Source organism: Kitasatospora sp. NPDC091276, assembly GCF_040684355.1.
Taxonomy (GTDB): Bacteria; Actinomycetota; Actinomycetes; order Streptomycetales; family Streptomycetaceae; genus Kitasatospora.
The window spans coordinates 96,708-109,877 of record NZ_JBFBFU010000026.1; the positions used below are offsets into that span (position 1 = coordinate 96,708).

Below are 13,170 nucleotides of genomic sequence, written 5' to 3' on the forward strand. Positions count from 1 at the left end.
CGGGGGGAGGCTGTTCGTACCATCGGTGCACTCGGCCCTCGGCCCGGCTCCGCTCGCCGGGCCCGGCCTGCCGGCCGTGGACCCACCGGCGCCCGTCCCGCCCGCAGGGCCTGACTCCGTCAGGCGAGGTTCTGTTCCAGGGCCGCGAGGTAGCGCTTCATCGCGTGGTCGCGCACACCGGCCGTGGCCGGAGCGAATACGTCGGCGGTCAGGCCCTTGGCGCGGTCGGCGAGCCCGGCGACCAGGCCCATGGAGTCGTGGAGCCGGCCCGAGGAGTCGATGTACTTCAGTGCCTCGACGTGGGTGTAGGCCGGCTCCGGCGGCAGCTGGGGCACGATGTCGTTGTTGTTGACGAACCGGTACAGGCGCCCCTTGAAGCCCTCGTTGCAGGCGGCGGCGAGCAGCCGGTCACAGGTGCGGGGCTGCCCGAACGTGATGATGCCGTCGGCCTGGAGGCGCGGGTCCTCCAGGTACGACCGGGCGCCGGCCAGCATCGCCAGGGCTCCGCCGAGGCTGTGGCCGGTGAACCACACGGTCTGGCCGTTGGTGCGCAGCTGGGCGTGGGCGTCCAGGACGTCCGGGAAGACCGACTCCAGCGCTTCGGCGAAGCCGTAGTGGACGTAGCCGGTGCGGGCGGGGCCGGGCCAGGGCGGCGTGGAGGAGTCGGAGAGCCAGTCGCGGATCTCGGCCGGTTGGGTGCCGCGGAACGCCGTGACGACCATGTGGTCGCTGGCCATGGTGTAGCCCTGGGTGTCCTCCAGCGGGAAGGGCGGAGTGAACCGGGTCCGGTGGTGACGCACCCGGTCGAAGCCCCAGTCGCGGGCCTGCTGTTCGATGGTGGCCTCGTCCTGGTAGGCGAGTTCGGACGCCTTCGCCAGCCAGTAGGCGTGCGGGACGCTGTAGTTCTTCGCCTGGTGGTCGAAGGTGGTGGGCACGGGCACGGCGATCTCTCCTCCGGGACGGCCGGCGGACGGGGGACGCACCGCCGGCACGGACATCAGCCCCGTCGTACCAGAGCGCGGACCGCCGCTCCGGGTGGGCCGCGCCCGGATGTCACCCCGACGGCCGAGCCGGCGCACGGGGGCGGCTACGGGTGGTGGAGGGCGCGGGCGTACGCCAGGTCGGCAGGCCCGTTCCGGCCGATGTGGAGGAAGTGGTTCACCTGCCAGGCCTGCGTGCTGCGCGCTTGCCGGTTGGTCGTGGTCACCCATGGCGGGTAGACGCGGAACGCTCGTTTCCCGCCGGAGCCGTTGCGGGAGACGATGTCGCGCTCGCACAGAACCTCGGACGGGAAGACGAACTGCCCGAAGCCGTTGTCGTCGCGGCAGCTGATGACGAAGAGGTCCACCCCGTCGTCGGTGTCGAAGGGCCGGATCGGTCCCTCTTCGGATCGCAACCACACGGTGACGAACTGGCCCGCCTTCGTCGGGGTGGTTCTGGCCGCGCGGAACCGGACCGAGCGGCCGTCGATCGTGAACCGGCAAGCCGCGTATTCGGTGCTCTCCGGTTCGGCCACCGGGGGCGAACAGGCCAAACCGCTCGGGTCGTACACCAAGGCCTTCGCCGCCAGCAGGTCAGCATGAAGCCCTGCCCACGGCTGATTCGTCACCATTCCGTCATTCTGCCATCGAGGCTGCCACCCCTTGAGGCGCTCTACCAGGGGCTCCTGCCATCGGACCCGATCACGGACAGGCGGGTGGAAGCAGGCGCCGTCGCCGTCCGGTCGGCAGCCGTTCCCGGCCGCGCCGCTCCTGGTCGGGTGGTCGAGCGCGTCGTTCTACGCGGAGCCGTGTCGACCTGCCGGTGGCCGATCCGATGCCGCAGACCGCGGCTTTCGCCTCCGCTCCAAACCAGCTCCCGCAGGCGGAAAGCGGGCCCTGCCCCGGTAGATTGCCATCCTTGATCGAGCGCGGTGCGCACTCCCGTCTCGACGATGGACGGCACGACGGGGAACGCTGACGTGGCTGCCAGAAGCACCGGGCCCATCTGGTCGACCCGCTGGACCGCGAAACCGGACCGGCCCCATGCGCACGCGATGCAGCAGCGGACACCACCGTGTACCCGCCACCGGTACACCACCTCGTCGATGGTGATCAGGCGTGACCCTTTCTTCCTCAGCGTCAACTATGCCTCCTCGTACGGAACATCGGTGATGGGTCGACCACTCGACTCGACCTCGCCACGCCGAGCGTGCCAGAGTCCGAGGACGAAAGGCACCCGACTTCCGGCGAGTCGCGTTGCCCCTCGGGGGCTCGCGTCGGCCGGGCCTGGCACGGATCCGACGGTCAGTGCGCGGCATGTCACCGCGTGACAGCGCCGCTGTCGCTGTCGGGCGACACCGGCGGCGGGCGACCCGCCGGCGGGCGGTCGAAAGCGCGGGCATCCGCGAGTGAGGAGCCACCTCCTGGCGGAAGGCCTGGACCTTCGGGTGAACACCACCGGGTCGACGCCCTGTCAACGCACCCGTTGACGGGAGCGTTGACGCCGCGTCTACCGGGGCCCGGTGGCATGACCGCAGGCCGGTTCCAGGGGGGAACCGCCCGAGAGGAGAGCCCCGAGATGATCACCCGTCGTACGGCCGCCGCCGCCGTCGTCCTGTCCGCCGCGACCGTCGTGTCCGGGATGGCCTTCGGTGCCGGGACCGCCAGTGCGGCCGAGTCGCTCCCGTCCAGCGGCGCCGACTACCGCATCTCCAGCTACGCGGGCGGCGCCCTCCAGTGGGACAGCCGCAACAACGCCTCCAACGTGGTGGTCCGCGACTGGAACGAGTCCTCCGCCCAGCAGGTCTGGACGGTCAGGGACGAGGGCAACGGCACCTGGTCGGTCAAGGTGCCCGGCACCAACAACGCCGTCGACCGGGACCGGGGCAAGAACACCGTCGGAGCCTGGAACTACGTCGGCGCGGACAACCAGAGGTGGTGGCTGGAGAACACCTCGATGGGCAACGGCCGGGCCTGGCTGCTGCACAGCGTCTCGGACAGCAACCTCTGCCTGGCCCGTGGCGCGGACCTGAACGCCAAGGTGGCCGCCTGCAACGCGGGGGACCCGGCGCAGTCCTGGAACCTCGACCGCAACGGCGCCACCACCCCGCCGACCGCCGGCCGCCCGACCATCGACCTCGACTACTCGCAGGCCCCGGACCTCGGGCCGTGGCTGGAGCAGCAGAAGAGGACCGTCGCGGACTACTACCCGACGATCTCCAACCTGATCACCAAGGGAGCCTTCGCCGCCCCCGGCTACTTCAAGATCATCTTTGACCCGAAGCTGACCGACTACCCCGCGTTCACCACGGTGAACCCCAGCAGCGGCGTCAAGGAGGTCCACGTCAACATCGGCTACACCCGCGGCAACCAGGGTGACACCGGCTTCCTGGTGCACGAGGCCGTGCACGTCGCGGTCTGGGACAGCCCGTTCTCCGGCAAGTGGTGGCTGGGCGAGGGCCTGGCGGACTGGGTGCGCGACTACAACTTCCAGCCGGGCACCGGCGCCCAGCACTTCGGCCCGGACTCCAACTACGACAGCGGCTACCAGGCCACCGCCCGGTTCATCGACTACGTCTCGAAGGCCTACCACAAGCCCGACCTGGCACACCTGCTGAACACCACGAACTACAACGAGCAGATCTGGGTCCAGCTCACCGGCAAGAGCGCCCAGCAGCTCTGGAACGAGATGCCCAAGTAACCCGCGCCCCCACACCCCACCCGACGGCCCGGCACCCACGAGGTGCCGGGCCGTCGGGTCGATGCCAGGAGCGCCGCCAAGGGGCGGGTGTGTGCGGTGCGAGACGGCCCGGCGCGCCTGGAAACACCGGAAGGTCACCTTTTCGAGTGAAGATCGAGATTGAGCCCCGAGTTCTGATCGCTCGTCACCGATGATGCGTTCGAGAGCTTGCGGAGAGTGCCGGGCAGGAGCGGTCTGTCGGGAGGCGACATCGCCGCGTCCTCGTGGCGGCCTCGGCGGCCGCGCCCGGCGCGGCCGCGTTCCCGAGTGACAGCACACCCGATGAGGAGATGAAGTGCAGGAGAAGCGACTCAAGTCCTGGGGCAACAACCGCGCGGGTCAGCTCGGCGACGGCACCTGGACGGACATCCGTACGACGGCCACCACCGTGCTGGGGCTGACGAGCGCCGAGGTGGTGAAGATCGCCGCCGGGGGAAGCGGCCCCACCGCAGGTTTCGGGCTGGCCCTGCTGACCGACCGCACGGTGCAGACGTGGGGCGCCAACGGGTCCGGGCAACTCGGCGACGGCTCGGTGTTCAGCCACAACGCGCCCGGCCAGGTCGTCAACCTTTCCGATGCCACCGACGTCGCCGCGGGCGGAATGCACAGCCTGGCACTGCTCGCCGACCGGACCGTGGTCGCCTGGGGGCGCAACAACTACGGCCAGCTCGGCAACGGCACCAACGCCGACAGCAGCGTCCCGGTCCGGGTCGAGGGACTCAACAAGGTGATCGCGATCGCCGCCGGACTCAACCACAGCCTGGCGCTGCGCGAGGACGGCACCGTGTGGGCCTGGGGCTACAACATCAACGGCCAGCTCGGCGACGGCACTTCGGCGAGCCGCAACGTACCGTCGCCGGTGAACAACCTGACCGGTGTGACCCGGATCGCCGCCGGCGCCGACCACAACCTGGCCCTGGTCGGCCCGCCGAGCAGTTCCACCAAGCCCACCAGCGGCAACGCGGTGAAGGCGTGGGGCTACAACGCCACCGGCCAGCTCGGCGACAACACCACCATCAGCCGCTTCACCCCGGTCGACACCCAGGGCAGCTGGCTCGGAGGGGTCTCCGGGATCGCGGCCGGAGCCCACCACAGCCTGGCCGTCACCGACAGCGACAACAAGCTCAAGGCCTGGGGCCGGAACACCTCCGGCCAGATCGGCGACGGCACCACCGACTACCGGATCACCCCCGTCCAGATCCCCGGCCTCACCGGCATCCAACTGATCGCCGGCGGCCGTGAACACACCATCGCCCTGCTCGGCGACAACACCGTCCGCTCCTGGGGCAACAACGGCTCCGGCCAACTCGGCAACGGCACCACCACCGACAGCAGCACCCCCGTCACCTCGCTCACCGCGCTGACCGGCGTCGACAAGATCGCCGCACCCCTCGGCGGCGACTTCAGCCTGGCCAACTGAACCCGGCGCGCGGCCTCGGCTCCCCGCCGAGGCCGCGCACGGCAGCACGCTCCGGCTGACACACGTGTGGGCGGGGCGGGACCGGATCGGCCCGTTCTCCTCCGCTGCGTACCGCGCCCCGGAACCGCTCGTGCCGGGGCGCGGCGGCGTGTCCACCCAGGCATGTTCGCCCGCCCGCGTTCACCCTGGCGCCTTCACGCGGGCAGGGTCCACCCGAGCTCCGCGCCGCCTCCATGGACGACGCACACCCTGTTCGTCAACACGCTGCTGATCGATCGTCAATCCAGTCCTGGTGTCCTGACCGCGTTCCGCAGTCGCATCCGCACGCGGTCCACCGACAACAGGAGATCCCCGTGTCCCACCCGTCCGCCCGGACCCTCCGCCCCCGCCCGAGCACCGGCACCCGCCGCCGCACCCGGCTGGCAGGCCTGGCGCTCGCCGTCTCCGCGATATCCGCGAGCAGCATCACGCTGCTCGCCGCGCCGGCGAACGCCGCCGTGGTCGAGCAGATGATCACGATCCAGGACCACCAGAACCACAACTCGCTGGCCAGCTCCGACGGCGAGGGTTCCCGGATCGTCGCCCGCAACTACCAGAACGCCTCCACCTCGTTCTGGATCTCCAACAAGCCCGGCGACCGGGTCGACTTCGCCCGCAACGTCAACGGCACCGAGCGCGTGCTGGAGATGGACACCAACGACGGCCGGTCCACCCAGTTCATCCACTGGTGGGCGGGCGCCAACCAGCAGTGGACCCTGGAGCCCGTCGCCGGCGGCGGAACCTACCTCCACAACGCCCGCGACAACCGCTGTCTGACCTACCACGGCCTCGACCGGGAGGTCACCGTCGAGAACTGCGACGGCAGCATGTCCCAGCGGTTCGACCTGATCGGGTCGGGCACCGGCCCGGGCCCGGGCCCGGGTACCTCCGTCGAGCAGCGCTTCCTCGACCGGCTCAACACCGTGCGCGCCCAGAACGGCAAGCCGGCGGTGCGCCTCAACCAGACGCTCTCCCAGGCCGCCAAGTGCAACGCCGACCAGATGGACCAGCGCCGCGTCTCCGGCCACTTCTGCGACTCGAACGGCATCGCGCGCAACCTCGGCTACACCGGGAGGGGATTCGGCGAGATCGCCTTCTACGGCCCCACCGACATCGACGCCGCCGTCGACGGCTGGATCAGGTCGCCCCTTCACCTGGGGATCATGCTCGGCGACTACAACGAGGTCGGCCTGGCCCGCACCGGCAACGCCTCCTGGAACGCGGACTTCAGCACCCGCTGACCCCCGCCGCGACCGCTCCGCCGCGACCGTTCCGACCGGGGCCGCTCCACCCGGCGGAGCGGCCCCGGTCGGAGCCTCCGCCAGCGACGGCACTTCCGGGAGGCCGGCCGGCACACCGAGGTGTGCGACCAGACCGCGCGCGGACCGCGGCATCGCGACAGAGCGCTCCAGTGGATCGGAACGGTGGTCGGCTCTGCCGGGGGTCGTTGCCAACAGGTCGATCCGACGGGTCGGACAGCCTTCGCCCGCACCGCCTCCGCAGGCATCGTCGCCGGCGCGGGTGCCGCCGACGCCTCGGTGAAGCCAGGCGGGGCCGCGCTGCCGCACCCGGTTTCCGACCTCTGTTGCTGCCCTCGCAGACCTCCGAGAGGCGGAGGCCGGAAACCGGGATGACCCGGACGGGGAGTGCTGTGAGACTGGGCGGCGTGACGCGACCTGAGCTTTCTGAGCTGGAGTACTTGAGGGAGATCGAGCGGCTTGCCCGTGCGGTGACGGGCGTCGCGTCGGCGGAGGGGTGGCTGTCGTACGGCCCCGAGGCGGAAGACGCGACGCGCCTGCAACGGGCGGTGAACGCGCTGGCCCGGGAGATCCGGCACTACCACTTCCCGGGGGACGGCTGCCTCGGCGAGGAGGCGGACCGGTCCGAGGTGAAGCTGGCCGGGGTGGCGATCCTGCGGCCCGGGGCGATGCCGGAGAGCATGGGGGAGAGCTACGAGGAGGTGTGCTCGCGCCTCGGGGTCGAGGCCAGGCCCGAAGGATGGGCCCTGTGGAACACCTGGGGTGACGGGGACCTCCAGGTGACGATGCTGGTTTCGGCGGTCGACACCACGGAGGGCCTGCTCGCGAACTGGTCGCGGGGCAGGGAGCTGTACCCGGTGATGCCGATGCCCTCGCAGATCGCGCTGATTCACCGCGGTTGGGCCGCGCACATGGTCTTCTCCCCCTTCGGGGTCAGGAAGTTGGGGCTCGGCGGGCAGCCGTGACACCACATGCCGGCGCCGGCCAGCCCGTGGAGGGCATGGCCGGCGCCGGTGGACCGGAATTGAGCGAATTCACGTCACAGAAAATTCGACGGCGATCAAAGCACTGCGGGGACTTGCGGTGATGCGGCCGGGCGAATTTCCGTTCGGGTCCCGCTCCGCCGGTTCGTCAGAGGATTTGGATGGAGTTGACCTTCGGCGGGCGGTTCGGGTATGTGATGTCGGTCCAGCGGTTGACCCTCACCGAGTCGCCGTTGGCGTCGGAGTAGACCAGGTCGTTGTTCCCCGTGGAGATCCGGTCGATCCACCACCCGCCGAAGCCGATCGTCCCCCCGTTCGCGTAGCAGTCGACGCTGTCACGGCCGTCGAGGTGCGACCAGATCTTCAGGAAGTCATTGCGGCTCCCGTCGCACTGGACGTGGTCGATGGCGAAGGCGTTGCCGGACGGCACGGCCACGGTGAGCGTGGCCGCCGCGGCGAAGGCCATCGCCATCGAGCTCACGACCTTCTTCGCTTTCGAGATCATGGATTCTCCTCAGTCGGATAAAATGTCGAATCGGAGTCCGCTTCGCAACGAGTTTCGGTTGCGTCGTGCTCGATCAGTATCCAGACCGCCTTTGTGAGGGTCAATCGAACGAACCTCGACCTTACGTGTTCTCGGTCATTTCCATCCGGACTTTCGGCGAGGCGTGGGGTGTGTGGTTCTGGTGTGTCGCGAGTGGTTCCGGGGCCGGGCGGATGGGCCGTCGACCGAGATCGCCTACCGGCTGCTCTGACGTGGGGTGATGGTCCGACCGCCGACCGCGCGCGACAGGTGTTGGGGGCACCTGGCTGGGAGAGGGGGGTGGGGCTGGCGAGTTCGCGCATGACGTGTCGGGTGTTGCCGGGTGTTGCCGGTACCGCGTCACCGGGCAGGTCAACCAGACCACCAAGGACTACTCGCCCCTCAAGCACCGCAAAGAGGGTGAGTACCGCGACGTCCCGCTGCCCGCCCGAGTGAAGCAGACGATCGAGTGGTACGCGGACAAGTACGGAACCGTGGACGGCTACCCCCTCCGTCACCCCCGGGACGTCCGCAAGCCGTTCCCGTACTACTACATCCAGAACCAGTGGCAGCGGATGAAGCAGGCCGGGCTGGTTCACATCCCCGATGACATGACGATGTACGGCCACCGCCACTTCTTCGCCTCGAACTGCCTCACCCACAGCATCCCGATCACCGACGTCGCCGAGTGGATGGGCCACAAGAGCATCGACGTCACCTTCAAGGTCTACCGCCACCTCATGCCCGGCTCCATCGGCCGCGCTGCCCAGGTCCTCGACCTCGGACTCGCTGCCTGACCAAACGGGGTGGGCCTGCCGCAGTCGGGCAGGCCCACCCTGCGTCCCGGCGGCAGCGGCGTCAAGCGGCCGACATGCGCTGCTGCTTCACCCACGCATGAATGTCGGACACCTTGAACTGCAGCTTCGCGTTCTTCCCGCTCCCGAACCTGTACGGCGCGAGACCCACGCGGGGAGCCTCCCGATACACCCACGGGACCGACATTTTCAGATACTCCGCAGTCTCCCTTACGCTCATGAACTGTCGAGCCATGGGACCTCCTCTGCAACGGTTACCAATCACCGGAGAGGTTCACACCCGAATAGCAGTTTGGCCGAGCCGAGATCATCTGCTAAACGCTGACTCGGCCATCCTTGGAAGCCGTTGCTGTTCCGATTTCGGCGTACATGAGTTCAGTTGTAGCGGCTCGAACAGGTGATCCTTCGTCCCTGCAAACCCATGACATGCGGGTTCGACCGGGAGGGCGAAACCCACAATTCAGTGATTGGGAGCGACTGCCTGGCCTGGTGGGTCTGTGAGGAGTCGAAAGTATGGGCGCCCGCCACGTGGCCGGTTCGGCGTGACCCAAACGAGCGACAGAGCAGCGTACGGGCTCTGAGGGCTCGTCGAACAGGGCACCTTGCCGGAATCCCCACTCCCAACTCCAAGGACGCCTCCATGCGTTTTCGTACTTCCCTCGCCGTTGTCCTGGGCGCGCTCACGCCCGCCGTCAGCCTGCCGACCTCGGCTCACGCCGCGACCGGCCAGTTCGTGTTCACGTACGACCGCGACGACAAGACCCTCGAAGGCTACCTGCGCGACCCGAGGGCGCGTTATTGCATCACCCTGGAACAGGTCGCCAAACCGGACACGACGCCCGCACACTCCCCCCGCAACCGGACCAACTCGATCGCGACGGTGTACACCGACGTCGACTGCGAGGGCGAGTCCTTCGCCCTGAAGTCGGGCGGCGGATGCGGCGGCGAAAATGTGAAGTTCCGCTCCGTCGTCTTCAACCAGTAGGCGGCGCCTGACCGCGTGTGCTCGCAGCACGGTCCACCACACGCCAATTCTTATCGAAGGGGTAGCGCGGGCCGGACGGGAGTCTCGATCGGGTGAGTGTGGCGACAACCGTGCATGAGAGCAGGGCCTCTTGGTAGCTCGAATGGTGTCCAAACCAACGAGCCCTCCAGGAGGCCCTGTTGTCGCACTCGTACAGCCCCACGACAGACGGCATCCCCGACCTCCACCGAAGCGACGACCCGACACGTCACCACTTCCGCAGGACCGCCAACCCTATGCCTGACCAGCAAAAACGAAGCCCTCAAGCCAGGAAGGACAACAGCCACTTACCTTGTCGTTTTACCTTCGGTGATCGACTCGAGGTTGTTCGAGCTGGTCACCCACATGGGGATCTGCCGGACAAGGCGACGACCTCCGTCTCACGCTGTGTGATGTCGAGTCGCACAACAGAGTCGGAGGTCGTCGGTGTCGATTGTGGTCCCTGAAGCCTTTCGCCAGCAGGCAATCGCGGAACTGTCCTCCTTTCGAATGGACTTGTACGCCGCGATGCCCCGCCGCGCGGACGCACTGTTCGAGTTGGCCGACGCCTTGCTGTGCGCCGACGGTCCGGTCCGCGCCCTGGTCGAGCTGGCCCTGGCGCCCGAGCACCGGCGCTCGCATGCCTCCCTGTACGCCGCCTTGAACCGGGGAGACCTTGACGCTGACCGCCTGCGGTGCGCGATCGCGGCCCGAAGCGTGCCGCGTGGCCCGGGCGGGCGGATCGTGCTCGCCGTCGACGTGTCCGCCTGGCTGCGGCCGGACGCCAATACCAGCGACGGCCGTTCCTTCTGCCACACCTACGGCCGGCGCGAGAACACGCACGAGATGGTGCCCGGCTGGCCCTACTCCTTCGTCGCCGCCTTGGAGTCGGGCTCGACCTCGTGGACGGCCCTGCTGGACGCCACACGTCTGGAACCCGGCGCGGACACGGCGGCCGTCACCGCCGCCCAACTGCGTGAGGTCCTGCGCGGCATCTTCAACGCCGGGCACTGGAAGATCGGCGACCCGCCGGTGCTGGTCGTGGCGGACGCCGGCTACGACGGCCCGCGCCTGGCCCACCTCCTGCGGGACCTGCCCGTCCAGATCGTGGTGCGGATGCGCTCCGACAGGGTCTTCTTCAACCCCGTGCCCGACGACTACCGGGTGGGTCCCAAGGGCGGCCAACCCCGCAGTCACGGAGTCCGGTTCGCTCTGGCCGATCCTACGACCTGGCGCGATCCCGACAGCGACACCGAGCACACCACCCGCCGTTACGGCACCGCCCGCATCCGGGCCTGGCACCGCCTGCATCCACGCATCTGGCGACGCTCCGCCTGGAGCGACCACCAAGGCCAACTCCCCATCGTCGAAGGCACCCTGATCCGCCTCGACGTCGACCACCTGCCCTCCGGCGGCACCCCGAAACCGGTCTGGCTGTGGTACTCCCACCCCACACCCTCCGCCGACGACACCGACATCGCTTGGCACGCGTTCCTACGGCGCTTCGACCTGGAACACACCTTCCGCTTCCTGAAGCAGGACCTCGGCTGGACCCGCCCGAAGCTGCGCGAGCCCTCAGCGGCCGACCGCTGGACCGCCCTGGTCCTGGCCGTCCACACCCAACTCCGCCTCGCCAGGCCACTGTCCGCCGACCTCCGGCGGCCCTGGGAGAGACCGCAGCCCGTCGAACGCCTCAGCCCCGCTCGGGTCCGACGCGGGTTCCGCAACATCCACACGCGCCTGCCCTGCCCAGCTGCCGTTGCGAGACCTTCCCGCCCCGGTGCCGGGCGCCCACCCGGCCGGCCCAACCGCCGTCGAGCCCCCATCTATGACGTCGGACTCGCCCTGGTCAGCAACCAATAGCGAACAGACAGGCGAGAACCCGAACGCCGGAGAAGATGATCAATGGAGGTAAAATGACAAGCTTACTCTCTGAAGCCGCCTTCCCGGCACTCATCGCCCGGCCGATTCCGCGAAAGCAACCTCTTGACCCCCAATCAAGGGGTTCAATTATTGTCGGCAGCCGAGGCCTCAGGGATTCGGCTTTTTTCTCACTCAACTACCATGGGACACAAGCGAGTTGATCCTTTTCGACAGAATCGAGGGGGGAGAGGGCTGACGATTGCTCAGTGTTCACTTCGTGCAGAATTGTCCGTTTCTGGCCACGGGCGCCCGTAGGCGATCATCAGGTGTGGTCCCAAAATGGTCCCAAGGCCGAGCGCCCCACCAGGGATAACCACAAGGCACTTACACGAGATCGCTTACACGCCCTATTCCTCCGTCGATCTTGCGGATGACAGCGCGGAAAATCAGGCTTGCGGGTGGGTGGGCCGATCGCTGTGCTCGGTGGCTCGGGCGTCTTCGGTCGCTTCCCAGCTGGCGAGGAGGCTGAGGGTGTCGTGGTCGGGGCTTCCGGGTGCAGCGCTGTAGGCGGTCAGGGTCAGGCCGGGTTGTGCGGGCAGTTCCATGGCGTCGAAGTCGAGGGTGATGTCGCCGACGGCGGGATGGCGGAAGGACTTACGGCCGGTGTGGTGCAGGCGCACGTTGTGCTTGGCCCAGGCTGTACGGAACTCCTCGCTGCGGGTGACGAGTTCGCCGATGAGTCCGGTGAGGTCACTGTCGTGCGGGGTGCGTCCGGCCTCGGTGCGCAGGAGCGAGACGGTGGTGTCCAGGGATTCCTCCCAGTGGGGGAAGAAATCGTGGCCGTGCGGGTCCAGGAACTGGAAGCGGGCAATGTTGACCGGTTCCTTGGTGGAGCCGGCGTAGAGGGGGGAGTACAGGGCGCGGCCCAGGCGGTTGGTGGCGAGGATGTCGAGGCGGCCGTTGCGGATGAAGGCCGGGGAGTCGGTCATCGAGTGCAGGACGCGTAGGACGCTGTCGGGGATCGGCCCGCGGCTGCGCTTGGTGCGGCGTGGGGGCCGGTGGGCGACGGCGCGGGCCAGGTCGTACAGGTGGGCGCGTTCGGCGTCGTCGAGCTGGAGGGCTCCGGCGATGGCGTCGAGGACTTCCTCGGAGGCTCCGGCGAGGTGGCCGCGTTCCAGGCGGACGTAGTAGTCGATGCTGACGCCGGCGAGCAGGGCGACTTCCTCGCGGCGCAGGCCGGGCACGCGTCGGTTGCCCCCGTAGGCGGGCAGGCCGGCCTGCTGCGGGGTGATCTTGGCGCGGCGGGTGGCCAGGAACTCGCGGATGTCGCTCTCGGTGCTCACGCTTCCAGGCTAGGCGGGGAATCACGCAGGTGGGGGGTCCTGTCAGTGCCTGTCACCCCAGACCCTCCCTCACCTCTTTGATCTGCGGTTTCGTGGATATCGACAGCAGTTGCGGCGTGCAGCACCGATCCGTTGCGCGGCACGGAAGCCGCCCGGAGGACCGGCTCTACAGCAGACCGACCCGCCCCCATTTATCTAGTTT

12 protein-coding genes are annotated in these 13,170 nt (G+C 68.7%); 7 read left to right on the top strand and 5 right to left on the bottom strand.

The genetic code is table 11. The features are described from left to right. Nucleotides 1-119 precede the first annotated feature (119 nt). Nucleotides 120-941: a lipase family protein gene (locus tag AB0O19_RS28380; protein ID WP_363623521.1), complete on the bottom strand. Its 822-nt coding sequence runs from the start codon at nucleotides 939-941 to the stop codon at nucleotides 120-122. Nucleotides 942-1,087: 146 nt separating this feature from the next. After that, complete coding sequence (locus AB0O19_RS28385; protein ID WP_363623523.1) at nucleotides 1,088-1,612, bottom strand: MepB family protein; 525 nt, start codon at nucleotides 1,610-1,612, stop codon at nucleotides 1,088-1,090. 947 nt (nucleotides 1,613-2,559) lie between these two features. Between AB0O19_RS28385 and AB0O19_RS28390 the strand changes: the two genes are divergently transcribed. The 4 genes from AB0O19_RS28390 (at nucleotide 2,560) to AB0O19_RS28405 (ending at nucleotide 7,403) form a co-directional block, all read left to right on the top strand. Then, nucleotides 2,560-3,681 (top strand): basic secretory protein-like protein, encoded by a 1,122-nt coding sequence (locus AB0O19_RS28390; RefSeq protein ID WP_363623525.1) that lies wholly within the window; start codon nucleotides 2,560-2,562, stop codon nucleotides 3,679-3,681. A gap of 334 nt (nucleotides 3,682-4,015) precedes the next feature. Beyond that, on the top strand, nucleotides 4,016-5,140 hold the full coding sequence (locus AB0O19_RS28395) for a hypothetical protein (protein ID WP_363623527.1): 1,125 nt from the start codon (nucleotides 4,016-4,018) through the stop codon (nucleotides 5,138-5,140). A gap of 353 nt (nucleotides 5,141-5,493) precedes the next feature. Further along, on the top strand, nucleotides 5,494-6,420 hold the full coding sequence (locus tag AB0O19_RS28400) for a CAP domain-containing protein (RefSeq protein WP_363623529.1): 927 nt from the start codon (nucleotides 5,494-5,496) through the stop codon (nucleotides 6,418-6,420). A gap of 425 nt (nucleotides 6,421-6,845) precedes the next feature. Then, entirely contained in the window at nucleotides 6,846-7,403 is a 558-nt protein-coding gene (locus tag AB0O19_RS28405; RefSeq protein ID WP_363623531.1) for a hypothetical protein, read from the top strand. Between the two features lie 166 nt (nucleotides 7,404-7,569). Here the strand turns inward: AB0O19_RS28405 and AB0O19_RS28410 are convergent, their stop codons facing one another. Then, complete coding sequence (locus AB0O19_RS28410) at nucleotides 7,570-7,926, bottom strand: beta/gamma crystallin domain-containing protein (protein ID WP_331743564.1); 357 nt, start codon at nucleotides 7,924-7,926, stop codon at nucleotides 7,570-7,572. Between the two features lie 344 nt (nucleotides 7,927-8,270). Here AB0O19_RS28410 and AB0O19_RS28415 point away from each other — a divergent pair, with 344 nt between their 5' ends. Further along, a complete protein-coding gene (locus AB0O19_RS28415) occupies nucleotides 8,271-8,741 on the top strand; it encodes a tyrosine-type recombinase/integrase (protein ID WP_363623534.1) in 471 nt (156 codons plus the stop codon). 61 nt (nucleotides 8,742-8,802) lie between these two features. Here the strand turns inward: AB0O19_RS28415 and AB0O19_RS28420 are convergent, their stop codons facing one another. After that, the gene (locus AB0O19_RS28420; RefSeq protein WP_363623536.1) at nucleotides 8,803-8,994 is read right to left on the bottom strand and encodes a helix-turn-helix domain-containing protein; all 192 of its coding nucleotides are present in this window, start codon (nucleotides 8,992-8,994) and stop codon (nucleotides 8,803-8,805) included. A 405-nt stretch (nucleotides 8,995-9,399) separates the two neighbouring features. On the opposite strand from AB0O19_RS28420, the gene AB0O19_RS28425 reads away from it, so the two are divergent. Together AB0O19_RS28425 and AB0O19_RS28430 are read left to right on the top strand one after the other, a co-directional pair. Next, a complete protein-coding gene (locus tag AB0O19_RS28425; RefSeq protein WP_363623538.1) occupies nucleotides 9,400-9,744 on the top strand; it encodes a hypothetical protein in 345 nt (114 codons plus the stop codon). A gap of 465 nt (nucleotides 9,745-10,209) precedes the next feature. Further along, the gene (locus AB0O19_RS28430; protein ID WP_363623540.1) at nucleotides 10,210-11,625 is read left to right on the top strand and encodes an NF041680 family putative transposase; all 1,416 of its coding nucleotides are present in this window, start codon (nucleotides 10,210-10,212) and stop codon (nucleotides 11,623-11,625) included. 446 nt (nucleotides 11,626-12,071) lie between these two features. On the opposite strand, the gene AB0O19_RS28435 is transcribed toward AB0O19_RS28430, so the two are convergent. Then, nucleotides 12,072-12,968: a helix-turn-helix transcriptional regulator gene (locus AB0O19_RS28435; protein ID WP_363623542.1), complete on the bottom strand. Its 897-nt coding sequence runs from the start codon at nucleotides 12,966-12,968 to the stop codon at nucleotides 12,072-12,074. Between the last annotated feature and the right edge of the window lie 202 nt (nucleotides 12,969-13,170).

Excerpts from the sequence above, each read along its gene's own strand:
- AB0O19_RS28385 (WP_363623523.1), bottom strand. The coding sequence starts at position 1,612 with ATGGTGACGAATCAGCCGTGGGCAGGGCTTCATGCTGACCTGCTGGCG.
- AB0O19_RS28390 (WP_363623525.1), top strand. The coding sequence starts at position 2,560 with ATGATCACCCGTCGTACGGCCGCCGCCGCCGTCGTCCTGTCCGCCGCG.
- AB0O19_RS28410 (WP_331743564.1), bottom strand. The coding sequence starts at position 7,926 with ATGATCTCGAAAGCGAAGAAGGTCGTGAGCTCGATGGCGATGGCCTTC.
- AB0O19_RS28420 (WP_363623536.1), bottom strand. The coding sequence starts at position 8,994 with ATGGCTCGACAGTTCATGAGCGTAAGGGAGACTGCGGAGTATCTGAAA.
- AB0O19_RS28425 (WP_363623538.1), top strand. The coding sequence starts at position 9,400 with ATGCGTTTTCGTACTTCCCTCGCCGTTGTCCTGGGCGCGCTCACGCCC.